The sequence below is a fragment of the Roseibium sp. genome (assembly GCF_039982295.1).
Taxonomy (GTDB): domain Bacteria; phylum Pseudomonadota; class Alphaproteobacteria; order Rhizobiales; family Stappiaceae; genus Roseibium.
The window spans coordinates 60213-85986 of sequence record NZ_JBDWYP010000029.1; the positions used below are offsets into that span (position 1 = coordinate 60213).

The 25774-nt window shown below is 58.7% G+C and carries 26 protein-coding genes; 12 read left to right on the top strand and 14 right to left on the bottom strand.

Going from position 1 to position 25774, the window contains the following annotated elements; translation table 11 throughout:
- Nucleotides 1-171 precede the first annotated feature (171 nt).
- Genes mnhG through ABJZ52_RS04985 form a run of 7 tightly spaced genes read right to left on the bottom strand, consistent with a single transcriptional unit; the run spans nt 172 to nt 6109 of the window.
- Complete coding sequence (gene mnhG / locus ABJZ52_RS04955; protein ID WP_348188714.1) at nt 172-516, bottom strand: monovalent cation/H(+) antiporter subunit G; 345 nt, start codon at nt 514-516, stop codon at nt 172-174.
- Nucleotides 513-869, bottom strand: a complete 357-nt coding sequence (locus ABJZ52_RS04960) for a cation:proton antiporter (RefSeq protein ID WP_348188715.1) — start codon at nt 867-869, stop codon at nt 513-515. The genes mnhG and ABJZ52_RS04960 overlap by 4 nt, the downstream gene beginning before the upstream one ends.
- Complete coding sequence (locus tag ABJZ52_RS04965) at nt 866-1342, bottom strand: Na+/H+ antiporter subunit E (protein WP_348188717.1); 477 nt, start codon at nt 1340-1342, stop codon at nt 866-868. Before ABJZ52_RS04965 ends, ABJZ52_RS04960 begins: the two co-directional genes overlap by 4 nt.
- Nucleotides 1343-2926 (bottom strand): Na+/H+ antiporter subunit D, encoded by a 1584-nt coding sequence (locus ABJZ52_RS04970; protein ID WP_348188718.1) that lies wholly within the window; start codon nt 2924-2926, stop codon nt 1343-1345.
- Nucleotides 2927-2931: 5 nt separating this feature from the next.
- Nucleotides 2932-3309 (bottom strand): Na+/H+ antiporter subunit C, encoded by a 378-nt coding sequence (locus tag ABJZ52_RS04975; RefSeq protein ID WP_348188719.1) that lies wholly within the window; start codon nt 3307-3309, stop codon nt 2932-2934.
- Nucleotides 3309-3728 carry a Na+/H+ antiporter subunit B gene (locus ABJZ52_RS04980; RefSeq protein ID WP_348188720.1) on the bottom strand — a complete coding sequence of 140 codons (420 nt, stop codon included), beginning with the start codon at nt 3726-3728 and terminating at the stop codon, nt 3309-3311. Before ABJZ52_RS04980 ends, ABJZ52_RS04975 begins: the two co-directional genes overlap by 1 nt.
- On the bottom strand, nt 3728-6109 hold the full coding sequence (locus tag ABJZ52_RS04985) for a putative monovalent cation/H+ antiporter subunit A (RefSeq protein ID WP_348188721.1): 2382 nt from the start codon (nt 6107-6109) through the stop codon (nt 3728-3730). The genes ABJZ52_RS04980 and ABJZ52_RS04985 overlap by 1 nt, the downstream gene beginning before the upstream one ends.
- A 522-nt stretch (nt 6110-6631) precedes the next feature.
- Between ABJZ52_RS04985 and msrB the strand changes: the two genes are divergently transcribed.
- A complete protein-coding gene (msrB, locus tag ABJZ52_RS04990) occupies nt 6632-7036 on the top strand; it encodes a peptide-methionine (R)-S-oxide reductase MsrB (protein ID WP_348188755.1) in 405 nt (134 codons plus the stop codon).
- Here msrB and ABJZ52_RS04995 read toward each other — a convergent pair whose 3' ends face one another.
- Nucleotides 7037-8623, bottom strand: coding sequence for a hypothetical protein (locus tag ABJZ52_RS04995; protein ID WP_348188723.1), 1587 nt, complete (start codon nt 8621-8623; stop codon nt 7037-7039). It abuts the gene before it with no gap.
- 146 nt (nt 8624-8769) lie between these two features.
- Here ABJZ52_RS04995 and ABJZ52_RS05000 point away from each other — a divergent pair, with 146 nt between their 5' ends.
- The 5 genes from ABJZ52_RS05000 (at nt 8770) to ABJZ52_RS05020 (ending at nt 16051) form a co-directional block, all read left to right on the top strand.
- The gene (locus tag ABJZ52_RS05000) at nt 8770-9786 is read left to right on the top strand and encodes a hypothetical protein (protein ID WP_348188724.1); all 1017 of its coding nucleotides are present in this window, start codon (nt 8770-8772) and stop codon (nt 9784-9786) included.
- 350 nt (nt 9787-10136) lie between these two features.
- Entirely contained in the window at nt 10137-11522 is a 1386-nt protein-coding gene (locus tag ABJZ52_RS05005) for a TadE/TadG family type IV pilus assembly protein (protein WP_348188726.1), read from the top strand.
- A 156-nt stretch (nt 11523-11678) separates the two neighbouring features.
- Nucleotides 11679-13763: a S9 family peptidase gene (locus tag ABJZ52_RS05010; protein ID WP_348188727.1), complete on the top strand. Its 2085-nt coding sequence runs from the start codon at nt 11679-11681 to the stop codon at nt 13761-13763.
- A 316-nt stretch (nt 13764-14079) separates the two neighbouring features.
- A complete protein-coding gene (locus ABJZ52_RS05015) occupies nt 14080-15543 on the top strand; it encodes an ABC transporter substrate-binding protein (protein ID WP_348188729.1) in 1464 nt (487 codons plus the stop codon).
- A gap of 163 nt (nt 15544-15706) precedes the next feature.
- Nucleotides 15707-16051: a hypothetical protein gene (locus ABJZ52_RS05020; RefSeq protein WP_348188730.1), complete on the top strand. Its 345-nt coding sequence runs from the start codon at nt 15707-15709 to the stop codon at nt 16049-16051.
- An 11-nt stretch (nt 16052-16062) separates the two neighbouring features.
- On the opposite strand, the gene ABJZ52_RS05025 is transcribed toward ABJZ52_RS05020, so the two are convergent.
- The 5 genes from ABJZ52_RS05025 to ABJZ52_RS05045 form a co-directional block, all read right to left on the bottom strand.
- The gene (locus tag ABJZ52_RS05025) at nt 16063-16260 is read right to left on the bottom strand and encodes a hypothetical protein (protein WP_348188732.1); all 198 of its coding nucleotides are present in this window, start codon (nt 16258-16260) and stop codon (nt 16063-16065) included.
- Between the two features lie 118 nt (nt 16261-16378).
- A complete protein-coding gene (locus ABJZ52_RS05030; protein ID WP_348188734.1) occupies nt 16379-17302 on the bottom strand; it encodes a cytochrome c in 924 nt (307 codons plus the stop codon).
- 19 nt (nt 17303-17321) lie between these two features.
- On the bottom strand, nt 17322-17777 hold the full coding sequence (locus tag ABJZ52_RS05035; RefSeq protein WP_348188735.1) for a cytochrome c: 456 nt from the start codon (nt 17775-17777) through the stop codon (nt 17322-17324).
- A 194-nt stretch (nt 17778-17971) separates the two neighbouring features.
- Nucleotides 17972-18571 carry a superoxide dismutase gene (locus tag ABJZ52_RS05040; protein ID WP_213214458.1) on the bottom strand — a complete coding sequence of 200 codons (600 nt, stop codon included), beginning with the start codon at nt 18569-18571 and terminating at the stop codon, nt 17972-17974.
- Nucleotides 18572-18749: 178 nt separating this feature from the next.
- On the bottom strand, nt 18750-19667 hold the full coding sequence (locus ABJZ52_RS05045; protein ID WP_348188757.1) for a DUF6159 family protein: 918 nt from the start codon (nt 19665-19667) through the stop codon (nt 18750-18752).
- 183 nt (nt 19668-19850) lie between these two features.
- On the opposite strand from ABJZ52_RS05045, the gene ABJZ52_RS05050 reads away from it, so the two are divergent.
- The 3 genes from ABJZ52_RS05050 (at nt 19851) to ABJZ52_RS05060 (ending at nt 21970) form a co-directional block, all read left to right on the top strand.
- The gene (locus ABJZ52_RS05050; RefSeq protein ID WP_348188737.1) at nt 19851-20531 is read left to right on the top strand and encodes a thermonuclease family protein; all 681 of its coding nucleotides are present in this window, start codon (nt 19851-19853) and stop codon (nt 20529-20531) included.
- A gap of 85 nt (nt 20532-20616) precedes the next feature.
- The gene (locus ABJZ52_RS05055) at nt 20617-21804 is read left to right on the top strand and encodes a YbfB/YjiJ family MFS transporter (protein WP_348188739.1); all 1188 of its coding nucleotides are present in this window, start codon (nt 20617-20619) and stop codon (nt 21802-21804) included.
- A complete protein-coding gene (locus ABJZ52_RS05060) occupies nt 21797-21970 on the top strand; it encodes a hypothetical protein (protein ID WP_348188741.1) in 174 nt (57 codons plus the stop codon). Before ABJZ52_RS05055 ends, ABJZ52_RS05060 begins: the two co-directional genes overlap by 8 nt.
- A gap of 18 nt (nt 21971-21988) precedes the next feature.
- Here ABJZ52_RS05060 and ABJZ52_RS05065 read toward each other — a convergent pair whose 3' ends face one another.
- Nucleotides 21989-22846: a branched-chain amino acid aminotransferase gene (locus ABJZ52_RS05065; RefSeq protein WP_348188743.1), complete on the bottom strand. Its 858-nt coding sequence runs from the start codon at nt 22844-22846 to the stop codon at nt 21989-21991.
- Between the two features lie 227 nt (nt 22847-23073).
- Between ABJZ52_RS05065 and ABJZ52_RS05070 the strand changes: the two genes are divergently transcribed.
- The 3 genes from ABJZ52_RS05070 (at nt 23074) to ABJZ52_RS05080 (ending at nt 25620) form a co-directional block, all read left to right on the top strand.
- Nucleotides 23074-24339 (top strand): SulP family inorganic anion transporter, encoded by a 1266-nt coding sequence (locus ABJZ52_RS05070; RefSeq protein ID WP_348188745.1) that lies wholly within the window; start codon nt 23074-23076, stop codon nt 24337-24339.
- A gap of 75 nt (nt 24340-24414) precedes the next feature.
- Nucleotides 24415-24843 (top strand): VOC family protein, encoded by a 429-nt coding sequence (locus tag ABJZ52_RS05075; protein ID WP_348188747.1) that lies wholly within the window; start codon nt 24415-24417, stop codon nt 24841-24843.
- 114 nt (nt 24844-24957) lie between these two features.
- A complete protein-coding gene (locus tag ABJZ52_RS05080) occupies nt 24958-25620 on the top strand; it encodes a haloacid dehalogenase type II (protein WP_348188749.1) in 663 nt (220 codons plus the stop codon).
- Nucleotides 25621-25774 lie beyond the last annotated feature (154 nt).

A 25774-nucleotide genomic window follows, 5' to 3' on the forward strand; every position in this document is an offset into this window, starting at 1 on the left:
TTCTTAATAATTACAGTAATTTTCCTAGAAAAATTCTACGCAGATAAATATTTCATATGCCGCTAAGCTGAGACACTTTGAAATCTACTCGGAATTTAGCCATATTTCATGCAAAAATATGTTAAATATCGTTTTTGTTACACGCAGCTACATAATACCAGATACGTAGTATCACTTATCCGGACCGAGTACACCCTTGAGTGCATCAATTTTGGTATCAGCGCAAGGCCGATATCCGACGGCGTAGGCAGCTTTCGCCAGCAAATGCGCCGAAACCGGGGCAGTCAGCAGAAAGAACACAACACCGGCAACAGCGCGCGTGACCACACCGAGGTCACCGGCATAGACAGCCAACGCCAGCAACATGACGCCAGAGCCGAGCGTTCCGGCCTTGGAGGCGGCATGCATACGCATGTACAAGTCATTCAGGCGCAGAAGGCCCACCGAGGCAACAAGCGCAAACAGCGCGCCGGCCACCAACATCACGCCAACAATAATATCGATCGCAGCTGTCATTGGCCGGCCTTCCTGCGCTGAACGCTTTCCTCAACTTCCTGCATGATGGTCTCATCTCCGGCGCTGCCCCTGTTCAGGACGAAGCGGGCGAAGGCAACGGTGGCAAGGAAGCCAACAAGGCCAAGGGTGATGGCAATGTCGATATAGAGATAATAGTCGGTAAGCACGCCGATTGCCGCGATAAAGCCGATGCCGACGGCGACCAGCATGTCGAGGGCAATGACCCTGTCAGGCAGGGTTGGACCACGCACCGTCCGGTAGACGATCAGCAGGAACGATATGGTGAGAACCGCCAGCGAAATGTGCACGCAGACGTCCAGAAAGCTTTCGGCAAAGGCTGCAATGGGTGTCATCGGAACACCTCCAGGATCTTGCGTTCAAACCCGTTCTTGATGTCGTCAATCGTCGCCTGCGGGTCTGGCACATCGATACAATGAACATAAAGCGTCTTGCGATCTTCCGAAACGTCCACGGACAGGGTTCCCGGTGTCAACGTGATCAGGTTGGCCAGCATCGTGATTTCGAAATCCTGGTCGACCGTGAGCGGATAGGCGATGATTCCCGGCTGCAGGTTCATGTTGGGCCGCATGACAATGGTTGCAACGCGCCAGGCGGACAGAACCAGCTCATAGATGAAGAGCAGCGCCAGGCTGATCGCCTTGCCTGCCCGGTTGAAATAGCTACCCGTTCCCACCTGCTCGCGGATCAGGTAGAGGGCGCCCGTCGACAGGACGAAACCGAACATCAGATTGACGGCGGTGAAGCTTCCCGTGACCGCGCCCCAAGCAAGCGCCATCAGGATGTTGATGAGGAACAAGCCGGTCATCTAGAGACCTCCGAAGACTGAGCGCACATAGCCAAGGGGCTCGACAACACCGCTTGCTCCGCGCGTGACAACCTGCATCATCCCTTCCGGCTGCAGGCCGAAGTAGACCACAAAGGCCGTCAGGATGCCGAGCGGGAGCCAGAGTCCCGCAGAACCAAGTTGGCCGATCGGGCTGATCCGAACCGTCGAGGTTCCGTCTGCCGTTCCTTCCGGTCCACCGCGCCAGAACGCGAAGATCCACACCCTGCCGATGGCAAGTGTCGTCAGGAAACCGGATAGCAGGATGACACCGGCGAGCCAGTTCCGGCCATCACCGATAGCTGCGTCGACGAGCATGACCTTGGGCCAGAAACCGGAGAACGGCGGCAGGCCGGAAACAGTAAATCCGAGCACGAGGAAGACAGCAGCGAAAGCGGGGCTCGCCTGATAGAGGCCGCCTAGCTCCCGGAGACGGTAGGATCCGCCCATAAGCATCATCACACCTGCAGCCATGTAGAGTGCGGTCATCACGATGATGGAATGCACGGCGTAGAAAATCGCACCGGAGATGGCGAGGGTCGAGCCGACCGCGACGCCCGCGAGCATCGAGCCGATGCCGGCGATCACGAGGTAGCCAAGGATCCGGCGAACTTCGCCTTGCGCCAGGGCGCCCATGGCACCGGACAGCATCGTGCCCATGGCGACCAGCGCAATCAGGTCAGCCATATAGGCTCTGGACCCAGGCAAGATCAGAACGAAGACGCGGATCAGCGCATAGACGCCCACCTTGGTCAAAAGACCGGCGAAGACTGCAGACACGACAATGTTCGGCGTATGATACGAGGCCGGTAGCCAGAAATTCACCGGGAACGCCGCTGCCTTCATGGCAAAGGCAAGCAGATACAGAGCCGCAATCGTTGCAAGCGTTCCCGACGCACCATTTTCAAGAGCAGCAACCTTGGTCGCCAGGTCGGCCATGTTGAGGGTGCCGAACATGCCATAGAGCAGGCCGGTAGCGATCAGGAACAGGTTTGTGCCGATCAGGTTGAGGATGCCGTATTTGACCGATCCATCCAGCTGTGGCCGGTCGTTGCCAAGGACCAGAAGTCCATACGAGGAAATCAGGAGGACTTCGAACCAGACGTAGAGATTGAAGACGTCGCCTGTCAGAAAGGCGCCAGAGACGCCCGTCATCAAAAGCAGCAGGAACGGATAGAAACCGTAGCGCCGCCCAGTGTTGTCGATGGTCACGCTGCCGTAGAGCGCAGCGCAAAGAGCAACAATCGAAGCGATGGTCGAGAGCGTGACGCCCAGCGCATCGGCGGTAAAGGCAATACCGAACGGCGGCAGCCAGTTGCCCATGACCATGGTAATCACGCCCTTGTCCAGGACGCGCGCAAGAAGGCCAATGTTGGCGGCCACAAGCAGAACCAGAAAGATCAGACCGATCTTGGGCTGCGCCTGCGTGTTCTTGCGGGTCATCAGGCACAGCGAGCCACCAAGCAGCGTCAGGATAGACGGCGCGACAATCAGCCAGTCGCCGGCGGAGACCGGAGCGACGGCCATGGCCTGTGAGATATCTACGGAAACGGAGGAACCGGCCATGGAGATCAGTATCCTTGCGGGGGAGCTTGTTCGTCGGCGGGCTCTGCGACGCGCATTTCGTTGGCGTCATCTGTGCCCAGCTCCTGGTAGGCCCGGAAAGCCAGAACCAGGAGGAACGCGAGGAAGGAAAAGGAAATCACGATCGCTGTCAGCACGAGCGCCTGCGGCAATGGGTTCGCGGTCTGAACGGCCGGCGTATAGAGATCTTCGGGGATCAGCGGCGGCACCTCACGGGTCAATCGTCCGGCTGTGAAGATCAGCAAGTTGACCGCGTTTCCAAGGATGGCAATGCCCAGAAGCATTCGGACGAGCTCCTTCGACAGCATCAAATAGACTGACACGGTGAAGAACACGCCGATGAGGATCGAAAGACCGGTTTCCATCAGTCGCTCTCCCTTTCTTCCAGGGCCAGTGCAATGGAGGCAATTGAGCCCACCACGACAAAGTAGACCCCGATATCGAAGAGCATCGGCGTCGACAGATCCACATTGACGTCAAAGAAGCGGAACGAGAGCCATTGACTGGTCATGAAGGACTGCTTCAACAGAAGAGACGGCAAACCTGCTAGAACCGCGATGAAGAGACCAAAGGCCGAAATGCTCATCGGGTGAAAGACAATGGCACGGCGCACGGAGGCGACGCCGCAGGCGATGCCGAAGATTGCCAGCGCGGAAGCTGCGATCAGCCCCCCGATGAAGCCGCCGCCCGGCTCATTGTGGCCGCGCAACAGCACGAAGACGGAAAACAGGATCATCAACGCGGCCAGATAAGGCGCAATCGTGCGGAAAATAATCGTGCGCATCAGCTTGCCTCCACCCGTTTGGCCAGCGCTTCGGCACTGGCATCCTCGTCCACCTTGACCTCGGGCTTGGTACGCACCCGGATCAGCGCGAGGACACAAAGTCCGGCCAGCACGACCACTGCGATTTCGCCCAGCGTATCAAAGCCGCGGAAATCGACGATGATGACGTTCACGATATTCCGGCCGTGAGCAATGGTCCGGCTGTAGGCCGTGAAGAATTCGGACAGGCGGCTGTCGAATGGCTGCTGGGTGATCGCCATAAGGGTAAGCGCAATGCCAGCCCCCACGCCTGCGGAAATCGCGCCAGTCACCAGCACGGCACCGGCCGGGCGATGATCGCGCGGCGACAGATTAAGCCGCGTCATGACGAGAGCCAGAATGACCACGGACAGGGTTTCAACCATGAACTGGGTGAAGCTCAGATCCGGCGCTCCGAAGAGCATGAAGATGACAGCAACTGCGAAGCCCTGAATGCCGAGAGACACAATGGCCGTCAGCCTGGTCTTGGCGACAAGAACCGCGACCAGCCCCAGGAAGGCGATGCCCAAAATGCCCCACTCATAGAAGGCATAGTCAGGCATGGCGGGCATGGACGGCAGACCATCGGTAAGGAACGCAGGCACCAGCACCGCGGCGGCCGTGACGCCGAAAGTGAGCATCATGTAGGTCTGCATCTTGCCGCCCTGCACGAGACGGGTCACAGCAGCCGACAGGGAGACAATACCGGCGACGAACTGGTCAAAGCCCTTGTCCGGCCCCCAGCCGATTGCAGCGAGCACGCTCGCGACCAGCGCCCGAAGGCGCGCGAGCTGGAGATAGAGAACGACGCCGAGCGCCACAGTGATCACCGACAGGATCAGCGGGGCGCTGATGTATCCCGGGATCAGATGCAGGTCGACGTGACCGCTCTGCCCCGTCAGGGAAGACAACATGGGTGCGATAAAGAGCTCACCTGTCTGATGGGCGAAGAAAGCAGCTGCAAACCCGGTCAGCGACAGAACCAGCGGACCTGCAAACAGCAGGACCGGGCCTTCATGCGCATGTTTCGGGGTTTCGACCGCCGGTCCAAAGAACGGCTTGATCGCAACCGCAGCGGCAATCACCAGCATGAGTGAGTTGCCGAGAACCGCCGTTCCGGTGACGAGCAGCGACCCGGCGCCCATCTCCCAGGTTCCCTCATAAAGGACTTCCTTGGCGATGAAGCCGATGAAAGGCGGCAGGCCGGACATGGACAGGGCGGCAAGGCAAGCGGCGGCAAATGTGATCGGCATGGCGCCGCGCAAGCCGCCCAGCTTCGTCACGTCGCGGGTTCCGGTCTCGTGATCGATGATGCCGGCAACCATGAACAGCGCGCCCTTGAAGAGCGAATGCGCCAGAAGATACAGCACTGCGCCCTCGAGCGCCTTTTCCCAGCTGGTGCCGACAAGCATGACCAGCAGCCCCAGGGAAGCGACGGTCGTATAGGCCAGCATCAGTTTCAGATCGGTCTGACGAACCGCCAGGATCGTGCCGACAAGAAGCGTCACCCCGCCGAAGATCGGCAGCACCGTGGTCCAGAGTTCCGTATCTCCCAGCAAGGGATGCATGCGCATCAGAAGGTAGACACCGGCCTTGACCATCGTTGCGGAATGCAGGAACGCGGACACCGGCGTCGGCGCTTCCATCGCGTTCGGTAGCCAGAAATGGAACGGGAACTGAGCCGACTTGGTGAAGGCACCGCCCAGAACCAGAATGAAGATCGGCAGGTAAAGACCGCTGTTCTTGATCACATCCGGGCTCGACAGCAGCGCGGACATCTCGATCTCGCCGGTCGCGCCGATGATCAGGATGAACGCTGCGAGCAGCGACAGCCCGCCGCCGCCGGTCACCACCAGCGCCTGCAGCGCGGCACGGCGGGAGGCGGCGCGCAAATGGTCGAAACCGATCAGCAGGAAGGACGTTATCGAGGTCAGCTCCCAGAAGATGAAGAGCGTGATCAGGTTGTTGCCGGTCACCAGGCCGAGCATTGCGCCCATGAACAGGAACAGGAACGAGAAGAAGCGGCCCTGCTGCGGATGGCCGTTCAGATAGCCGCCTGCATAGAGAATGATGAATGTGCCGATGCCGGAAATCAGCAAGGCAAACAGCGTCGACAGCCCATCAATATAGAAGGACAGATTGATACCGTAGCTCGGCGCCCATTCGACGGCGGGCGTGAACGTTTCACCGTGGGAAACCGGACCGATGTATCCAGCGAAATGGTAGAAGATCCAGGCTGGCACCAGCGCCAGGAGCCAGGCAGCGTTCTGCTTGAAGATCCTGGTCGCGAAAGGGGCAACAACTGCGGCCGCAAAGGGCGCAAGAACGGCCAGGATGGTGGTGTCTATCACTGCAGTCGTCATGCTGTCTCGATCGCTTTTTCCGAAATGTACACGGCGGGCGATTGCGGTCCGAATCGACGCATTTACGACGATTCCTGTATTAACTTGTCTTACGTTCCCAGTTTTTGACACGCAAGAGTTAGAAAACTCTTTCCGCAACGCGCCAACGAGCGAAAACATCGTTTCTATAGTCTATCTCGGTCTCACTACCTGTTTTTTCAATCGGCCAGATGCGTTTTTCGGCAAGAGCAATTGTTTTGTCGGGCGTTTGATTTTTGGCTGCGCCTCTCTCAAACACAATATAATCTCGATCTGTTCAGCCAAACCTTACGCCAGAGCTGCACGTTCGGCTGAACTCTTGCGCATCCACCCGGCGTGTTCCGCCCCAGTCGTGGTCCTTTCGCGCGCCCGATCGACCAGTGCCTTCAGGAGCCGCCGAACACCCTCCCGCATCTTGCAGAAGGTTCGTTTGAGGCATGTCCCCTTGCCGCGCGCAATGCAGGCGCCTATGTGGATGCTTCGGCAAAAGCAGGGAGTCAGGTGATGAGCGCAGACGACAGCAAGGTTCGCAAGAGTGCCGCCGAGTGGCAGGAGCAGCTCACGCCGGAACAGTTTTACGTTCTGCGACAGAGCGGCACGGAACGCCCGGGCACCGGACCGCATCTGAACAATTATGAACATGGCCGCTATGATTGCGCCGGCTGCGGGCAGCCGCTGTTCCTGTCCGACACCAAGTTCGACGCCGGCTGCGGCTGGCCGAGCTTCTTCAAGGCCGTGACACCGGAGGCCATCACAGAGATCGAGGACCGTTCACTTGGCATGGTGCGCACGGAAATCCGCTGCTCGAACTGCGACGGACACCTGGGTCACGTCTTCCCCGACGGCCCGCCGCCCACCGGCCTCAGATACTGCCTCAACGGCCACGCCATGGTGTTCACACCGGAGTAATCAGTCGTCCCGGCGGATCATGCCTGTGACCGAGGCGGCGGCAATGGCTGTCACGACCCAGCCGAGGATGACAAAGATCTTCTGCACCCCGAACATGGACCACCCCCACCAGCTGCGCTCGGTGGATGGGGTCCAAGCCTCCGTTTGCCCGATGTCGATGATCGGGATGACCACATCGGCGGCATAGAAAAACGGCTCGAAGGTCTCATAGTCCTGGCCATAAAGCTCGATCCATGCTTCTGATGGCCGCCTTTCTGTCTTTGCGAGCTCTTGCCAACCCTTTGAGATCTGGATGACATCCGAGTTCGGCGCCAGATCGCCCATGTTCCATGAGACTTGCGCGAGCACCGTCATGACCGCGATCAGCAAGGCCATGGCCAGCAGGCTTCGGCCCGGCTTGTAGCCGTAGCCCGAGACATAACGGTAGATCCGGTCGCCGCTGCGATTGAGGAACAGGCGAATGACCGCCTTTGCATTGTCCCAAAGAAGCTGATTTCGGAAATCTTGCTGAAGGAACTCCGCAACCATCGGATCACGGCTTTTGGTGGCCTCAGTCCTACCGAATCTCTGCTTCGATAGCTCCAACCAGGTCACGCTAAACTCCGGCGCTTTGGCGCCGCTCGTTGCCAGTTTTCTCGCCGTGTCTTCACTTGCATTTAGAACAAAACGTCGAAGATCGCGCCGGAAATGGCGCTCATCGGACCATCTCTTGCGTGCAGCTTTTCGCTGCTGGATCTCCTTTTCGATCAGGATTTCCCGCACCTCGCGCCGGTGGCCGGTTTCGCGGAAAAACCTAGCAAGCTGCTGGTAGGGCTGCGGGTAGAAACTGCCATCGAATTTCGCGCCCTTCTTCAACCAAGCCTTGCGCATCTCAAGACCCAACGGACCGATGAGACTGTCATAGGTCATGCCAATCAGTGACATGTCTGCCATCTTGTCCCAGCTCCCTATATCGTCGACAAGATCGCCGAGATGGGCAGCAGTCAGATCAACAAAACCTTTGACCGATTTGACCTCACGCCAGACGAGCCCCTCCTTCACAACCAGCCGCTGCGCGCTCAGAGCCACTCCACCACTACCATCCAGCTCAGCTCCCTCAAAAGAAAGCTGACCGTCGATTTGGGCGCTGTTGATATCCATAATTCCGGTTGATGTCAGGCCATCCAGAAGCACGCTCCCGGCAACACCGAGCCCCTGCGCGTTGAGCCCTCGCAAGTGGCAATTACTCAAAGACAGCTCGACGAATTGCGCCTGTCTGGCACCGATCGCTTGCCCGAAACTGCACGACCAGAACTGTGTCACTCCCTTGGCGCGAGTAAAATCCAGATCCAACGGGCCTAGAACCCATGCGCCACGGAGCAGGACACCCCGGTCGTGAACCCGACATCTGTCACAGCCGCCAAGGATCAGATAGCGCAGCAGGTCCGCGCGGATGGTCCGTTCAGGGCTTGGGCGACTTGGGCGCTCGCCATCGCCGAGGACAGTGGGCACACCATCCTTGCAGTTGTCCAAAAGCTGCTGTTCCGCATCGGTCAGCTTTTCGTCGTTCGGCAACGCCTCGATATCGGCAAAAGTTCTGATCGGCATGAAAATCACTTGTGTTGGAATGTCTTGGCCACAAGCTTAGCTGCGCGGCAGGCAATCAACAACTCTGGCGGGAGGAGAAGGATAAATCAGTCTCTTCCCTGCCGTTTCGTGAGGAGATGTGATCGCGCGTGAAGGGTGGAGCGGCTATGAAGGTTTCAACTCTTCGAAACTTTGTCCTGCGAGGTCTGCCTGCCGTGATCCTTTCCACTTCGCTCCTGCCCCGCCTTCTGGCAACTCTTGGTCTTCTTCCCGTTCTCGCCCTGCCGGCCAGTGCCGGGGCATGGCAGCTGGACATGCTGGAAAATCCGCCATCGGAAGAGACATTCGCCGAACCCGGCCGCGCGGCACCTCAAAGCGGGGACCACAAGGGCCTGCCCGATGGCCGTATTGCGATGCCTGACGTGCCGCAGGACATTGTCGAGGCCTGGTACAGCGCGCCAACCGAGCGCTACCGACATGGCGCGCTTGGTGATGTGATCGAAGGCGGAGCCTTGAGCGTCCGCACCGCCTCTGGCGAGCTTCTCAGCTATCACCTGCCCGAAGACCAGGTGTTTGAAGACCGCACGCCCCGGCTGGTGGATCTCGACGGTGACGGAAAGACGGAGATCATCGCCATCGTCGCCTTTGCAAGAGCCGGTGGCGCGGTCGCGATCTTCGGGATCGAGGACGGTAAACTTGTCGAGCGGGCCGTCTCCGCTCCGATCGGGCGGTCCAACCGCTGGCTGAACATTGCTGGGGTCGCGGATTTCGCAGGGCTTGGCCGCCAGCAGATCGCCTACGTTGAAACGCCGCACATCGGCGGCACCTTGAAGCTGCTGGACTGGCAGGGCGACCGGCTGAAGGTCATCGCTTCTGCGAGCGGTTTTTCCAATCACCGCAATGGTGCCCGTGAGCAGCGGCTCTCCGCCGTTCTGGAGGATCAGGCCGGACCGATCCTTGTTGTGCCCACCGATACGAGATCCAGGCTGCGCATGATGCAGATGTCGGGCGGCCAATGGCGGGAACTTGCGACGCTTGCCCTGCCCGGTCAGCTGAAGACCCTGCTTGCTCAGTCAGCCGACGGTGCGTCCGGGCCCTGTCTCATTGCACTGCTTGAGACCGGCGAGACGGCGCGCATCTGCAAGGGCGAAAAGCCGACGCCGAAGGCAAAACCCGGCAACTGATGCGGTTTGACCGGCGGAAACCTCAGACGCCGTTTGAAGCAGCCTGTCCGGTCTCGTTTCTCGGCTTCAGGACACGCCGATATAGACTTCGGTCCAGTCATCAAGGTCCCTCAACCGCTGCGACCGGCAAGGTCGGAGGTGTCACCTGGCTGCCTTGTGCTGCACAAACGCCGGTGCTTGCTGTCGTCAAGGCGGAACGCTGCTCCGGAAATGAGTACTTCCCGGCCTTTTTTCATTAAAACTCGAGTGAAATTATATTTATTTCGCTCACCAAATTTATTATGTTTTCATTCACAAAGCCTCCGTAAAAGAGCCTAGAAATCAACAGGTCGTGGAGCTAACGACATTCGATGAGCATCCTTTGCCGCAACCCGAGATCAGCAGCAGGTCGCGACCACGCTCTTTCAAGCCAACGTTCACTTTCTGACTTTGCGCGCGACAGCAAGGGCAGCGTTGTGGTCATGTTTGGCCTTGCGTCGATGCTCATCGTCACCGTATCGGGCGCGGCCATCGACTATGCGTTTGCACTCAACTTTCGAAGTGAATTGCAGAATTCGCTGGATGCGGCCGTTCTGGGGGCCGCCGTTCTGGAGACAGACGACAAGGTTGCCGAGGCCAGCACCATCTTTGACGCCAATTACTCGCGCAAGCATACAGGGACGGTCACATCCGCGTTTCAGGATGCCGACAACATCGTGTCCGGCTCGGCGACGGCGAAGGTGAACACCAACTTCCTTTCGATCTTCGGCATTTCGGAAATCTCGGTCTCTGCAGAGTCCGCAGCAGCCTACTCGTCCGTTCAAACCTGCATCTACGTACTCGATCAGTCGGCGAGCAATGCGTTCAAGGCCAATGGCAGCGGCGAGATCGACGCGCCAGAATGCGAGATGCACGTGCATTCCAGCTCGAATTCCGCAGCCTATCTCGATACAAAAAACATCGAACCGCTACGCCTTTGCATGCAGGGCGAAATCGCAGGCAATGCCCGCCCGTTTGCGGATAACTTCGACGAGAACTGCGACGTCAGTGATGATCCTTACGCCGATACCATGGTCTCGGTTTCGGAGAAAGTCGTGGCCGAGCAGAGCTGCACCACAAACTTTCCTGACCCGAACAAAAGTGAAATGGTATTCCAGCCGGGCACCTACTGTTCCTGGCCACCGATCAATGGGCACGTGACATCTGTCGTCTTCGAAGAGGGTGACTATTACATCAAAAGCAACCTCTCGATGAATGCAGCTGCAGTGACCTTTGGAGACGGAAATTACGTCTTCGACAGCGCGAGCCTGACGTTCAACGGCTCGGCCAAGACGGTTTCCCTGGGCGAAGGACTTTACGTCCTCAAAAATGGCGCCCAGATGATCTTCAACGGCCAAGATGTGACCGGCAGCAACGTCAGCATTCATCTTGCCGACGAAGACTCTGCCTTTCTGACAGTCCAGGGCAGCTCCGAGGTCAATTTGGCTGCGCCGGACAATGGCACCTACAAGAACCTTCTGATCTTTGAAGCGCCGGGCCTGCAGAGTTCAAACAGCCAGTACAAGCTTGACGGCGAAATGAACATGGAGGGGCTTGTATATCTTCCGAGCCGGAACCTTCACCTCAATGGCAGCGGTGAAGTCAATGGCGATGAGCTGACGCTGGTGCTTAACCAGCTCTCCCTGGATGGCGACATCACCATCGAAAGCGGATCGGGCTCCGGTGGCGGCTCCTACAACGCCTATTTGATGCGTTAGGGTTGGACCCTGCAGCTGGCTTTCCAGGCCACATAAAGACAGCCGCACTTCTTCGCACTTATCTGCCCGTCACGGCGCTGATGGCGACGCTTTGGCGCTTTCCCTGCTCAGCTCCCTCTTGCCTCATTCAATCAAAAATCCTACTTCCGTTGAATGATGACCAAACCTCTTCCTCCGCGTGCCCAGGCACGCCCCGTCACCCTTGAGACCCACGGCATCCAGCGGCAGGACGACTACGCCTGGCTGAGAGCAGACAACTGGCAGGATGTCATGCGTGACGGCCGGGATGTGCTCGACGATGACATCGAGGCCTATCTCGACGCAGAAAACGCCTATCAGGACGCCATGATGGCGCCGACCAAAGAGCTGCAGGAAACGCTCTTTGCCGAGATGCGCGGCCGGATCAAGGAAGACGACAATTCGGTTCCCTCGCCCGACGGTCCCTATGCCTATGGCATCAAATATGTGACTGGCGGCCAGCATCCCAAGTTCCTGCGCACCAGACGGGACGGCTCAGACGAGGAAATCCTTCTGGACGGCGACAAGGAAGCCGAAGGCAGGGCCTATTTCAAGTTTGGCGGCGCCGGTCATTCGGACGACCACAAGCTGCTTGCATGGGGTTATGACGACAAGGGATCCGAGTTCTACTCCCTGCAGATCCGGGATCTGGACACCGGCCTGGACAGCGAGACGCGCATTGAAGACACGGCAGGCGGCGGCGTTTTCTCCGCCGATGGAAAATATCTCTTCTATGTGCGGCTGGATGACAATCACCGGCCGTCGAAACTCTTCAGGCATGAACTCGGCACCGACCCTTCCGCCGATGTTCTGGTGTTCGAGGAAGAGGATGCCGGGTTCTTCATGGGCGTTGGCAGAACCCAGTCCGGCGACACGATCCTGATCGTCATTCACGATCACGAGACATCGGAAGTCTGGACCATTCCCGCTCATAGCCCGCTGGATCCGCCGCACCTGATCGCCCCGCGCGACACTGGCGTCGAGTACTCGGTCGAGGACAATGGCGAGAGCTATTACATCCGCACCAACCTGGGTGACGCGGAAGACTTCAAGATCGTCACCGCTCCCAAGGCGACGCCCGGGCGCGAGTTCTGGACGGATCTTGTGCCGCATGTCGCCGGTCGGCTGATCCTGTCTCACGGTCTTTTTAAGACCTTCATGGTGCGGCTTGAGCGCGAGAACGGATTGCCGCGCATCGTGATCCGCAGGCTCGCCGACAACATCGAGCACGAAATATCCTTCGACGAAGAAGCCTATTCGCTCGGATTGAGCGGCGGCTATGAGTTCGATACGACGGACATTCGTTTCACCTACTCGTCGATGACCACGCCAAGCCGTGTTTATGACTACAATGTCGAGACCCGCGAGCGCGTCTTGCGCAAGGAGCAGGAAGTCCCTTCAGGTCACGACCCGGCCAACTATGTCACCCGGCGCCTGCAGGCTCCGGCGGGCGACGGCGAGACCGTGCCGATCTCCCTTCTCTACCACAAGGACACGGCACTCGATGGCTCTGCCCCCTGCCTGCTCTATGGCTACGGATCTTACGGCATGTCCATGCCGGCCAGCTTCAACACCAATGCGCTGTCACTGGTCGACCGGGGATTTGTCTATGCCATCGCTCATATTCGCGGCGGCAAGGAAAAGGGGTTCCGCTGGTACAAGGACGGACGCCGGGAGAACAAGAAGAACACGTTCAGTGACTTCATCGCAGCATCGAAGCACCTGTCATCGGAGCGCTTCACCTCTCATGAGCGGATCGTCTCGCAGGGTGGATCTGCCGGTGGCATGCTCATGGGCGCTGTCGCCAACATGGCACCGGAAGCCTTTGCGGGCATCATCGCCGAAGTTCCGTTCGTCGATGTCCTGGCCACAATGCTGGATGACACGCTGCCGCTGACGCCGCCGGAATGGCCCGAGTGGGGCAACCCGATCACCGACAAGGCGGCTTATGACTATATCGCCAGCTACTCGCCCTATGACAATGTCGCGGCGAAAGACTACCCGGCCATCCTCGCTGTCGGCGGATTGACCGACCCGCGTGTGACGTACTGGGAACCGGCCAAATGGGTGGCCAAGCTGCGCGCGACCAAGACCGGCGACAGCCTCTTGATGCTGAAGACCAATATGGAAGCGGGCCATGGCGGCGCGTCAGGCCGCTTCGACCGGCTGAAGGAAGTCGCCCTTGTCCAGGCCTTCGCACTTATGGTGACCGGCAAGGCCTAGGGCTGGAACCTCGACCTGCTCTCAGTGGCAGGTCACCCGCACACCAGTGACGCATTGCGAAATTGTGAAGAGCCGGTCGTTCTTTTTGGAGCGGCCGGTATTTCATTCACAGGCAAAAACACGCAATCTCCCGACAAATTGATCATGCATGAGGGGACACAAGATGATCGCAACCAAATGACTACGCGGGAACGCATTTGCCAGTTCGGCGCGCGCAGGCCTCGCAGCCAGCTTACTGGCCGCTACATTGCTCGCATCCGCAGGAGCAACAACGGCTGCCGAGCTGCGGTGGTCATCACCGACTGATCCACAAACCATGGATCCTCATGCGGTCAATTCCGCACCTGTTCTCGGCTTTCTCAACAACGTTTATGAAGGCCTTGTCCGCCGCAACAAGGAGATGGCGATCGAGGGCTCGCTCGCAGAGAGCTTTGAGCCCATCGGAAAAGACGGCTGGCGCTTCCATCTGCGCAAGGATGTCACCTTCCATGACGGATCGACCTTCAACGCAGAAGATGTTCTGTTTTCCTATCAGCGTGCATCGTCGGAGCAGTCCGACACCAGCTCGTGGTTTTCTCCGGTCAAGGACGTGGTTGTCGTCGATGACTACACCGTCGATTTCCTGACGCACCGCCCGGATCCGATCTTTCCCGACTCCATCGCCAACTTCATGATCATGGACAAGGGCTGGTCAGAGGCCAATGGCACGGCCCGCCCGGCGCAGGAAACCGAGACCTTCGCAACGCTGAATGCAAATGGCACAGGTCCGTTCAAGGTCGTGAAGCGAGAGCCCGGTGTCGAGACAGTTCTGGAGCCATTTGACGGATGGTGGGACACGGCAGAGCACAATCTGACCAAGGCGACGTTCCTGCCCATCGCCAATCCGGCGACCGCCGTTGCCGGCCTGCTCAGTGGACAGGTCGACATGATCAACCCGGTTCCGGTGCAGGACATTGACCGGATCGCGTCGCAAGACGGTCTGAAGCTGCATCAGGGCATCGAGGCACGCGTGATCATGCTCGGCTTCGGCCACAGCCATGACGCGCTGAAATACTCCAAGGAAACCGAGGGCAAGAACCCCTTCCAGGATGTAAGGGTTCGCAAGGCTGCCCAACTGGCCATTGACGCCGAAGCGCTCGTCGACAAGATCATGCGCGGCAATGCGGAAGTTGCCAGTCAGCTGGTGAGCCCGCAGATGAAGGGCTACAGCAAGGCTGCGGAAGATCGCGACGGCTTCGACCCTGAGGCGGCCAAGGCGCTGCTTGCCGAAGCTGGCTATCCGGATGGTTTTTCCTTTGGCCTGATGTGCCCGAATGACCGCTACATCAACGATGAAGCGCTTTGCAAGGCCATGGCGGCGATGCTGACCAAAGTCGGCATGAAGGCCAATCTGACGGCCATGCCCGTGCGCAATTACTGGAAAGAGCTACGTGCCGGCAACTACGACATGTATCTTCTCGGCTGGTCTCCGGGCACTTTCGACGCAGAACATCCGATCCGTTTCCTGGTCACCACGCCGAATGCAGAAAAGAAGCTTGGCAGCTGGAATTTCGGCGGGTATTCGAACGTCAAGGTCGATGAACTCTTGCCAATGATCCAGCGTGAAATTGATCCGGCCAAGCGCCAGTCCATGCTCGACGACATTGCCGTTACGGTCAAAGACGATGCGGTCTATGTACCCCTGCACATTCAGCCACTTCTGTGGGGCTCCAAGGCCAATATCGATCTGACCCAGCGTGCGGACAACTTCGTGATGCTTCGCTGGATCAACATCGACTAGCACCATTCCTGAACCTTGGGATCGCGTCCTTCGGCCTTCTGGCAAAGGCTGCGGTCCCGTTTTCAATCTTGGCAAGCCTGCCAAAGGGCGTTACGGATCACCTGTGCCGGAGTTTCAAAGCAACCCTGGCACAAGGCACAGTGGAAAATGCGGAGAATTGAGAATGGCACCTTCCAAGATGGCGAAGATCTCTACTGCGGTTCTCGCGCTCGGATTTCTCTCCGCATGCCAATTTCAGACCCCGAGCGACCTCCTTTTCGCCCCGACCTACGACACGCGCTATGTGCCGCAAACTTACGGCACGAAATACGACTGCAAGTCCTTCAGGGCGGCAGGCAACACGTCCGGGTGGCGTGGGATCGTTGGTGGCAAGAAATACGACTTCGACCGGACCTTCAACGCCTCTCGTGAAGGCTGCTTCAAGACCAGTCAGGAGTGCCAAGCCTTCCTGACATATATGTCCGGGTACATCGACTTCCCGATCTACAGCCGGTGCCAACCGATCTGATTTTCCCAGGATCAGGCCTCGCTACAGACAGGAACCTGCCCCTGCAGGACCGGCATCTTGCCAATGTAGGCCTGCATGAAGTCTCTCAAACACTTCGCGCGCACGCTCAGCAATCGGCCCGTCGGCCAGATTGCAAAGGCCTCACGGTCCGGTCCTTGCCATTCAGTCAGGATACGATGAAGTCGACCACTTTCGAGGTCATCGACCATTTCACTGGCCGGTCAAAGGGTGATGGTGATCGTCAACGGTCTCTTTGCGCCAAAACTTGTGCTGGAGGTCGAAGCCATCTTCGCGCTCTGAACCGAGCTCTATCGAGCGCGCATTGCATCAATTGGCGTCGGCGGCCGGAAGGGCCTTCAGGTAGGCGGCAATCGCTTCCCGGTCTCGGGCCGGCAACCTGGCCATGTTTTCCTGCACGGAGACCATCTCGCCGCCAACGCTGTCATATTCGGGCGTAAACCCGCTTTCCAGATAGTAGGCGATGTCGGCGGCGCTCCAACTGCCGATGTCAGATTCAGGATCAAGTCCTGGCACCCTTCCCTCGCCAGAGGCTGCAGCCGCGCCGGACATCCAACGTGACATGTCCAGTCCGCCCATCAGATCGCGCGGCGTATGACATTCGCCGCAGTGTCCCGGTCCCTCGACGAGATAGCGGCCGCGTTGCCAGAGATCGGGATCAACGTCGCTTCCCGCCGCCGGTGCAGACACCACCGGTTCGGAACTCAGGTTCAAGAGCTTCCAAAGGCCAAGGCCGCGGCGAATATTGAAGGGGAAACCTAGCTCGTGCGCCGCTGCCTTGCCGCTGACGGATGGTAGAAACGTCATGAAGGCGTAAAGATCGGTGACATCAGACAAGGTCATCCGCGCATAGGATGTATAGGGGAAGGCAGGGTAGAGATGGCTTCCTTGAGGAGACGTTCCCGTCAGCATGGCATTTGCGAAGTCGACCTTTGACCAGCTGCCGATGCCGTCCTCCTGATCGCTCGAAATATTCGGCGCGACAAACACGCCGAAAGGCGTTTCCAGCTTGAGACCGCCGCCGAGCAGCAGCTTGTCGTCGCCTTTGGCGCCGGGTGCTGCATGACATGATGCGCAACCACCGGCCCAGAACAACAGTTCCCCGTTCACCGGATCACCGGCCGGGAGATCTGCGATCTGCATCTTTGACAGGGTCCTGGGGACCGTGAGTATCCAGCCTGCCGCAGCCCCTGCCAGACCAACGATCACGAGAATTGCGACAAGCTTTTTCAACGTCCCCGTCCTTCAGGCGCTATTTCTTGACACGGAAGGCCTGATGGCAGGACTTGCAGCTGCCGAAGACCGGACCCATGGCCGCCTTGAAGGCGTCTGCATCCGCCGGCCCGCCCCTGCCGGACGCTGCCATAGCCGCGCCGGTTGCTTCCGAAAACTTGGCGAGAGCTGCCTTGAAACCGGCTGCATCTTCCCAGACCTTCGGTGAAGCAGTCGTATCACCCGTTTCCGACCCTTCAGGAAAGAAGGAGCCAAAGGAATTTGCTGACGAATTCATGGCCGCGATGACCGCCTTGCCGGCGGCAGGGGTATAGGCGATCTCGCCCTTCATCATACCGCCGCCGAGACCGGCTGCAGCACCAACAGATTGCATGATGGATTTTCTGATTTCGATCGGATCATCAGCCGCGATCACAGAAGTCGCGCCAAGGGACGTCACAGCGACGAGCGCCATTCCCAATACCAGTTTACGCATATCGCTCTCCTCTCCAAGAGACCTGAACACTGGCAATTATACTCGGACCGATCAAGCAAAGGATGACATATCACGTGCCTGTGATCAGACATTAGGGACAAACGAACCGCAATGGAAACAATGAGAAAAGGTCCAGAATGCAAAAACCCCGGCGCCAGGGCCGGGGTTCTCGAAACGCGGAATGTGGTTTCTGATCAGGAAGCGGCTTCGTAAAGCTCGAGGACGTAGTCCCAGTTGATCAGATTGTCGACGAAGGCTTCCAGATACTTCGGACGCGCGTTGCGGTAATCGATGTAATAGGAGTGTTCCCAAACATCGCAGCCCAGCAGCGGTGTTGCACCATGAACCAGCGGGTTTTCGCCGTTCGGGGTCTTCATCACTTCCAGCTTGCCGTCCTTGAGCGCCAACCAGGCCCAGCCGGAGCCGAACTGGGTCGCACCAGCAGCCATGAAGTCTGCCTTGAACTTGTCGTAGCCGCCCAGATCGCTGTCAATCTTGGAAGCGAGAACGCCTGGCAGGGATGTGCCGCCGCCGTCCTTCTTCATCCAGTTCCAGAAGTGCAGGTGGTTGTAATGCTGGCCTGCATTGTTGAAGAGGCCTGCGTTCTTGCCGAAGCTTTCCTTGACGATCTCTTCGAGCGTCTTGCCTTCAAGACCGCTGTCTTTCAGAAGATTATTGCCATTGGTGACATAGGCCTGATGGTGCTTGTCGTGGTGGAATTCCAACGTCTCGGCAGACATGTAGGGGCCGAGAGCATCATAGGCATAAGGCAGTTCGGGAAGTTCGAAAGACATAGCAAAACTCCTTTGGGTCCGGTGACCGGCGGAGGCTGTCAGGACCGATAGGGCCCTCTCTGTTTCCTCCGCTTCGAGGCGCAATTTAGGAGCCTCGAAGCGAGACGGCAATGTCCGAGTCGCGAAATAAAAAAATATTTATGTTGTTTTTTATCGGAACCGATCGCGAGCAACTGCGTTATCCGTCCTTCGTCCCAAAGGCACTGCGAATGGTCCGCTCGTCGAAATATTGCGGCACGACGCCCTCAACGGCGTAAATGTAAAGTGCAGCCTTCAAGATCGACGACAGGGTCGTGATAATCAACGTCGTCGCCGTGAACCAGAGAATGGCGGCGGCCCATAGGGAATAAGCAACCGACGGCTGATCCACAAACCGGACACCGCCAGCGGCAACCAGCAGAAAACCGATGATGCCCGCCAGCGTACCCAGCCCGGCGAGACCAGCGTGGGAGGCCAGGGCGGTTCCCCAGGTCTTGCGCATGGCCGAGACGGAGCGTTTGACCGCTTCAATCGGTCCGACCCGATCCACCACCAGCACTGGAATGGCGAAATAAATGGCGATGGCCCATGCGGTCCCTATCGCGCCGATGAACAGGCGCGCCAGTCCGTCGAACCGGCTTTCGATCATCTGGATGATGTAGCCAATGGTGGAGGCAAAGAGAGACCAGACGAAAATCTGGTGAATGTTGCGGCACGAGGACCGCAGCCCGTCCATCACCGTCGGATCCCCTCCGGCAAAGCGGATCATGGCGCAGGTCAGGAGCGCGGCATTGAAGAAGATCACAATGAAGGAACAGGCGAAATAGATCAGAAAACCGCCAATGATGACCCGCGGATCATTCTGGAAGTCGGCCTCGCTCTCAAAGGAATTGACGAAGACCTCAAACTCACCGGAGGACCACATTGGCCAGAAGATGCCACCAAGCAGACCGAATACGGCCAACGTGCTGAGGATCGGGAAAATCAGCATTTCCTTGTCCAGCATCAGCACTTTCCAGCAGATGCCACCAAGTGAAAACGCTGTTTCGATACTCTTTGAAAATTTCTCAAACAATGGATTGTCCTCAGTCTCGGCAACACGGATGTCAGAAAACACCAAATTCCTTGTTTTTCCTTGAAGGTGCCTCACCGTGGCAGCGCTTCACGCATCTCTCTCCCAAACGTCCATCCACAGAGAACACGGCGCAGGCAAGGCCAATGCCGGTGATCGGCTTGCAGCCAAATGTCACCGGCGCCACGCTTTGAGTTCCTGCTGATTTGATTCGAAACGGCTTTTTCAATGCGCAGACGATTTATATCGCGCGCGCGAGCGCTTTTTCTCGCGCTCGGCGTCATTGTCATCCCGCCCCTTGCACTTGCAGAAGGCAATTCGGGCGGGAGCTTCCGCGTGATCGATGGGGATACGATCGAGTTGGGCCGGGAAAAGATCCGGCTGGACGGCATCGACGCGCCGGAACTTGCCCAGTCCTGCAAGACCTCCCAAGGCAAGACCTGGCCGTGTGGAAGGGCCTCCCGGCGCTTTCTCGAACGCCTGGTGGAAACCGGCCAGGTCACATGCACCGGCAGTCAACATGATGCCTACGACCGGCGCATTGCGACCTGCCATGTGCGCGGCCGCAATCTAAACAGCGAGATGATCCGATCTGGTCATGCGCTGGCCTTTCGCCGCTATTCCACGGCCTACGTGATGGAAGAGGAAACAGCACGCCTTGGGCAAAAGGGGCTTTGGGCCGGAACCTTCGAAGCGCCCTGGGACTACCGGGCGAAGAAGTGGCAGGTCGCCAGTCAAGCCGTGCCGGAGGACTGTCCTATCAAAGGCAATATCTCCGCAAACGGCCGGATCTACCACACACCATGGTCGCCGCATTACAACCGAACCCGGATCAACGAGGCGTCGGGCGAGCGCTGGTTCTGCTCCGAAATCGAAGCCATAGCGGCCGGTTGGCGTCCACCGGAATAAAGCATTACGGTCGCTGCGACTTGTCAGCTGGTGCGGGCACGGCCAAAATGCCCGTTCGTCCGATCGTCAAGGCCAGCTCCGCAAAATGCCTTCTTCCTTTCCGTTGCACCTTCGCCTTGCCATTGGCGGTCTGCTGTCGCTTGCCGCGGCGATGGGCATTGGACGGTTTGTCTATACGCCGATCCTGCCCTTCATGGCGGAGGCGGTTCCCCTGGCCCCAAGCGAGGCCGGATTTGTCGCTGCCGCAAATTTCATGGGTTACCTGATCGGCGCCCTAGCCGGCTCCTTTGGCCTTCTTCCCGGTTCCAAGCGGAGCTGGCTGCTCGGCGCGCTTCTGGCCAGCGCCTTGACGAGTGCGGCAATGGCTCTGGACACTGGTTTGATCGGCTTTTGCCTCTTCAGGTTCGCAGGCGGTTTTGCCAGCGCCTTCGCCATGGTCTTTTCCTCCGCCCTTGTCCTCGACGGGCTGACCCGGGCCGGCAAGCCGGGCTTCGCATCCCTGCATTTCGCCGGCGTGGGCTGCGGGATCGCCCTGTCTGCGCTGTTGATTGCCGGACTTTCGCATGCAGGAAGCGACTGGCAGGGACTTTGGCTGTCGGCCGCTGGCGCGACCCTGATCCTGCTCCTGGCAATTGTGCTGCTGCTTCCGGCAGGGCTTCCCGAGACCTCCCAGGCATCGCAGATAGAAAACAGGGAGATGAGTGCATCAGGCCGTTTTCCAGCCGCGCTTTGGCGACTGATCGCGGCCTACGGCCTGTTCGGCTTCGGCTATGTGGTGACTGCTACCTTCATTTCGGTGATCGTCAGGGCCGATGCCGGGCTGAGCGGTCTTGAAGAACTGGTCTGGCTCATTGTCGGCGTTACCGCTGCTCCTTCCATCTGGTTCTGGAGCAAGATCGGAGCGCGGACTGGTGCTGCCACAGCATTCTCAATCGCCTGTCTCGTCGAAGCGGTCGGCGTCACACTCAGCGTGTCTGGCGGCGGACTGGTTCTCATGGTCCTTGCCTCCGCTCTTTTGGGCGCGACTTTCATGGGGATCACGGCACTTGGCCTCATGGAGGCCCGAAAACTGACAACCGGCGACCCGCGCCGTATTCTCGCCTTGATGACCGCTAGCTTTGGACTGGGACAAGTGATCGGTCCCTGGTTAGCCGGGGTTCTTTACGATCTTTCCGGAAATTTCCAGGCAGCCTCCCTTACGGCAGCCGGAGCACTGGTCTTGGCCGCCGCATTGGGGTATCGGAGCAGAAACAGTGAGGTTTCCCGTGACTGAAGAGAAAGACCAAACGGCTTCGAACTGGGCCGCGCTCAAGGAAGAACTCGTCTCGGAAGGCAAGTCGGAGCTTGTCGAGGCGATCGAACTCCTGATTCAGGAAGGTCGGCGCATGGACGCCGACCAGATTTTGAAACGCTTGAGCCGACTCAGCCGATACCACTAGAGTTCAGCCGCGCAGCCCCTATGCGTGGGAGAATTCCCAGTAAAGCTCGCGCGCCTTTGAAGCGATCGGCCCGGGCTGAAGATCACGGGTCTCGATGCGATTGACCGGCACGACCTTGTTGTAGTTCCCTGTCGAGAAGATTTCGTCCGCTTCCAGAAAATCGTCATAGCCGAGCGTGCGCTCATGGACATTGAAGCCGGCATCACGCAGGAGCTTGATCACCCTTTGGCGGGTGATGCCATTGAGGAAGGTGCCATTTGGAACCGGCGTGTGAACTTCACCGGCCTTGGCCATGAAGATATTCGCCGAAGTCAGCTCCGCCACATTGCCCAGCATGTCGCAGACGACCGCGTTGTCGAAGCCCCTGCCCTTGGCTTCCAGCATTGCCCTTGCATTGTTCGGATAAAGGCACCCGGCCTTCGCATTGACCGGCATGCATTCCATGGTCGGGCGACGGAAGCTTGAGAGCGTTATGCTGTTGGCAGCGGCCTTGCCGGACATGGGCGCATCAAAAACGCACATGCAAAAACGCGTGCTGTCCGGATCTCCTGCGATCACACCGGGCCCGTCGGCTTCTGCCCAATACATCGGCTTTATATAGAGCTGCTTGTCGGGCGAAAACTTCGCGGCGGCCTCGGAGCAAAGCTCCATCATCTCGCCAACCTGCATCGTGGGCTTGAGACCAAGCGCGACGGCAGAATCATTGACGCGCTGACAATGCAGATCGAGATCGGGCATCACGCCTTCGAAGAACCGGGCACCATCGAACACACTGGACCCGAGCCAGGCCGCGTGGGAACGAGGCCCCATCATGGGCGGATTGCCCTCATGCCATGTGCCATCGATCCAGGTCCACGTCTCGCTCCAGCCGCTCATCGTCCCTTTGTCCTTTCGTGGTGATTTGCTGAGCGGAGGAAACGCCCTGACGTCCTCCGCGTCAACACCCGTTCTCCGGCTCGTGCAAATTCAGCCATATAATTTCCCAAACAGACAAAAATCTGAACGTCTCAAACCGCATCAGGCATGTAAGGGAAATTTCTTATGCGACAGGATACCGCGTAAACGGGTTCTTTTCGGCGCCGCATGAATGGTAATATTTCACTATGCGCCAGCCAAAACTTCTGACCACTCTACGAAGCTATTCAAGAGCCTCTTTCCTTGCCGACCTCCAGGCCGGCAGCACGGTCGCGATGGTGGCCATCCCCCTCAGCCTTGCAATTGCCATCGCGTCGGGCGCCGATCCGGCAACGGGTCTTTTCACCGCGATTATCGGCGGGTTTTTCATTTCGCTTCTCGGCGGCAGCCGCGTTCAGATCGGAGGACCAACCGGCGCCTTCATCGTCGTGGTCTATGGTGTCATCGCCGAGCATGGCTTCGACGGCCTGGTGCTGGCAACCTTCATGGCGGGACTGCTCCTGATCATCGGCGGTTATTTCCGGGCTGGCAGCCTGATCGCTTTCGTCCCGGAAGCTGTGGTCAACGGGTTCACGATCGGCATCGGCATCATTATCGGCACGAGCCAATTGAAGGATTTCCTTGGGCTTACAGCCGACAATGTACCCGCCGAACTGATTGACAAGCTTGAAGTGCTTTGGCAGGCGCGCGACACGCTCAACCTGCCCGCCCTGGCAATCTCCCTTGCGACGCTTGCGCTGATCATCCTGTTGCGACGCCTTGCACCGCGGTTTCCAGGGCTGATCGTTGCTGTCGCCGTCGGATCGGCCCTGGTCAGCCTGTTCGCGTTGCCAGTGGACACAGTTGGTTCGCGCTTCGGCGACCTGCCCAGCGCCTTGCCGGTGCCCGCATTGCCCGAGGTTTCCTGGGCACGGATCGTTGAGCTTTTTCCCTCCGCCGTCGTGATTGCGTTTCTGGCCGGTGTTGAATCCCTCCTGTCCGCCCTCGTCGCCGACCGCATGATCGAGGGACATCACAGACCCAATGCCGAACTGACGGCCCAGGGTGTTGCCAATATAGCCTCCGCCCTGTTCGGAGGCCTGCCCGCGACCGGCGCGATCGCGCGAACGGCGACCAATATTCGGGCGGGCGGTCAGACGCCAGTTGCCGGCATCGTCCATGCCTTGGTGATCCTCGCTGTCCTGATGCTGGCGGCCCCGCTAGCCGGCTACCTCGCCATGCCCGCGCTCGCAGCTCTTCTTGTCCTGACAGCCTGGAACATGAGCGAGCCGCATAAATGGCGAGAATATGCTGGAGCGCCCATGGAGGACCGCCTGCTTCTGCTTCTGACGCTGGTCCTGACCGTGCTCGTCGACCTCACTGTGGCGATTGGTGTGGGCGTTTCGATCGGACTCGCTCTGCGCCTCAGGGCACGAAAAAACATCGAAAGCGACTGGACGCCTCCGGACCGATAAATCTCGAATGGCGGGTTCCGGTTCCAGCTCCTACGCTCCATACTGCGCGATATCACCCGCGAACTGGAGCTTGCCTTGGAACAGCGTATCACCATGACCACGCTTGCCGTTGACGACCTGGCAGCGAGCCGTCAGTTCTTCGAAGACGGTCTCGGCTGGACGGCTGCGGAAGGCAGCAACGACCAGATCGCCTTCTATCAGCTGCCCGGCTCAGCTTTCGCACTCTACAGCCGGGCCGCGCTGGAAAAGGATCTTGGCCGCACGCTGTCCCGCGACACGCTTGGCGGCATCACGCTCGCCTGGAACGGCCGTAGCGAGGGCGAAGTCGACGCAGCCTTTGAACAGGCGGTCGCGGCGGGGGCAGAAATTGTCATCCGCCCTGAAAAGACCTTCTGGGGCGGATATTCGGGCTATGTCGCCATTCCCGGTGGCCATCTTCTGGAGATTGCCCACAATCCTTTCTGGACACTTGCCGAAGATGGCAGCGTATCGCTGACCGCTTGACCTGACGTATTTTGCGGCTTCTGCGACCATAGTGCACCCTGGCGCGGCTTGACGCGCAGGGCCGCGAGCTGTCATCTGACGACCTCGACGTCCTCATTCTGCTGGAGTTTTCCGATGGCTCATGCCGCTTACGTGTTTGACGCTTATGGCACCTTGTTCGATGTGCATGCGGCGGTCCGAAAGCACGCGGAGAAACTCGGCCCGGACGCCCAGGCATTTTCCTTTGTCTGGCGGCAGAAACAGCTGGAATACTCGTGGGTAAGGGCACTCATGAAGAAGTATCAGGATTTCTGGTCGCTGACAGAACAGGCGCTTGATACCGCTTATGCACTCTACCCATCCGCCGACAAGTCCCTGCGTGATGACCTTTTAAACGCCTATTGGACCCTCGATTGTTACCCGGAGGTGCCGCAGGTTCTGACGGACCTCAAGGCGACCGGCGCGAAGATGGCGATCCTCTCCAACGGATCCCCGGCAATGCTGGATGCTGCCGTTCAGGCCGCAGGCCTCGCCGATCTCCTGGATGAGGTCTTTTCCGTTGACGCGCTGAAGACCTACAAGACCGACGAGCGGACCTATGAAATGGTGACCAACCATTTCCGCATCTATCCAGATGCCGTCTCGTTCCAATCCTCGAACCGTTGGGACGTGGCCGGTGCGACGGCATTCGGCTTCAGGACGGTCTGGATGAACCGCACCAACCAGCCGGATGAATATACAGATCTTGCTCCCAATGCTGTCCTGGGTGACCTAACGGGCCTCGCTGGCCTCGGCTAAGGAAGAAGAGCGGACTGAACCGCCCCGGGTTTGCCGGAGGCTCCAACTCCTGAGTAGGATGGAGCATCATGAGCAAAACGACGAACAAGTTTTCCGCTGAAGTACGTGAACGAGCAGTCCGCCTTGTTCTGGATAATGAGAGCCAGCACGGGTC

What these genes read in the sequence shown, in the direction of transcription:
- mnhG (WP_348188714.1), bottom strand. Translation starts at nt 516, where the DNA reads ATGACAGCTGCGATCGATATTATTGTTGGCGTGATGTTGGTGGCCGGC.
- ABJZ52_RS04960 (WP_348188715.1), bottom strand. Translation starts at nt 869, where the DNA reads ATGACACCCATTGCAGCCTTTGCCGAAAGCTTTCTGGACGTCTGCGTG.
- ABJZ52_RS04965 (WP_348188717.1), bottom strand. Translation starts at nt 1,342, where the DNA reads ATGACCGGCTTGTTCCTCATCAACATCCTGATGGCGCTTGCTTGGGGC.
- ABJZ52_RS04970 (WP_348188718.1), bottom strand. Translation starts at nt 2,926, where the DNA reads ATGGCCGGTTCCTCCGTTTCCGTAGATATCTCACAGGCCATGGCCGTC.
- ABJZ52_RS04975 (WP_348188719.1), bottom strand. Translation starts at nt 3,309, where the DNA reads ATGGAAACCGGTCTTTCGATCCTCATCGGCGTGTTCTTCACCGTGTCA.
- ABJZ52_RS04980 (WP_348188720.1), bottom strand. Translation starts at nt 3,728, where the DNA reads ATGCGCACGATTATTTTCCGCACGATTGCGCCTTATCTGGCCGCGTTG.
- ABJZ52_RS04985 (WP_348188721.1), bottom strand. Translation starts at nt 6,109, where the DNA reads ATGACGACTGCAGTGATAGACACCACCATCCTGGCCGTTCTTGCGCCC.
- msrB (WP_348188755.1), top strand. Translation starts at nt 6,632, where the DNA reads ATGAGCGCAGACGACAGCAAGGTTCGCAAGAGTGCCGCCGAGTGGCAG.
- ABJZ52_RS04995 (WP_348188723.1), bottom strand. Translation starts at nt 8,623, where the DNA reads ATGCCGATCAGAACTTTTGCCGATATCGAGGCGTTGCCGAACGACGAA.
- ABJZ52_RS05000 (WP_348188724.1), top strand. Translation starts at nt 8,770, where the DNA reads ATGAAGGTTTCAACTCTTCGAAACTTTGTCCTGCGAGGTCTGCCTGCC.
- ABJZ52_RS05005 (WP_348188726.1), top strand. Translation starts at nt 10,137, where the DNA reads ATGAGCATCCTTTGCCGCAACCCGAGATCAGCAGCAGGTCGCGACCAC.
- ABJZ52_RS05010 (WP_348188727.1), top strand. Translation starts at nt 11,679, where the DNA reads ATGACCAAACCTCTTCCTCCGCGTGCCCAGGCACGCCCCGTCACCCTT.
- ABJZ52_RS05015 (WP_348188729.1), top strand. Translation starts at nt 14,080, where the DNA reads ATGGATCCTCATGCGGTCAATTCCGCACCTGTTCTCGGCTTTCTCAAC.
- ABJZ52_RS05020 (WP_348188730.1), top strand. Translation starts at nt 15,707, where the DNA reads ATGGCACCTTCCAAGATGGCGAAGATCTCTACTGCGGTTCTCGCGCTC.
- ABJZ52_RS05025 (WP_348188732.1), bottom strand. Translation starts at nt 16,260, where the DNA reads ATGGTCGATGACCTCGAAAGTGGTCGACTTCATCGTATCCTGACTGAA.
- ABJZ52_RS05035 (WP_348188735.1), bottom strand. Translation starts at nt 17,777, where the DNA reads ATGCGTAAACTGGTATTGGGAATGGCGCTCGTCGCTGTGACGTCCCTT.
- ABJZ52_RS05040 (WP_213214458.1), bottom strand. Translation starts at nt 18,571, where the DNA reads ATGTCTTTCGAACTTCCCGAACTGCCTTATGCCTATGATGCTCTCGGC.
- ABJZ52_RS05050 (WP_348188737.1), top strand. Translation starts at nt 19,851, where the DNA reads ATGCGCAGACGATTTATATCGCGCGCGCGAGCGCTTTTTCTCGCGCTC.
- ABJZ52_RS05055 (WP_348188739.1), top strand. Translation starts at nt 20,617, where the DNA reads ATGCCTTCTTCCTTTCCGTTGCACCTTCGCCTTGCCATTGGCGGTCTG.
- ABJZ52_RS05065 (WP_348188743.1), bottom strand. Translation starts at nt 22,846, where the DNA reads ATGAGCGGCTGGAGCGAGACGTGGACCTGGATCGATGGCACATGGCAT.
- ABJZ52_RS05070 (WP_348188745.1), top strand. Translation starts at nt 23,074, where the DNA reads ATGCGCCAGCCAAAACTTCTGACCACTCTACGAAGCTATTCAAGAGCC.
- ABJZ52_RS05080 (WP_348188749.1), top strand. Translation starts at nt 24,958, where the DNA reads ATGGCTCATGCCGCTTACGTGTTTGACGCTTATGGCACCTTGTTCGAT.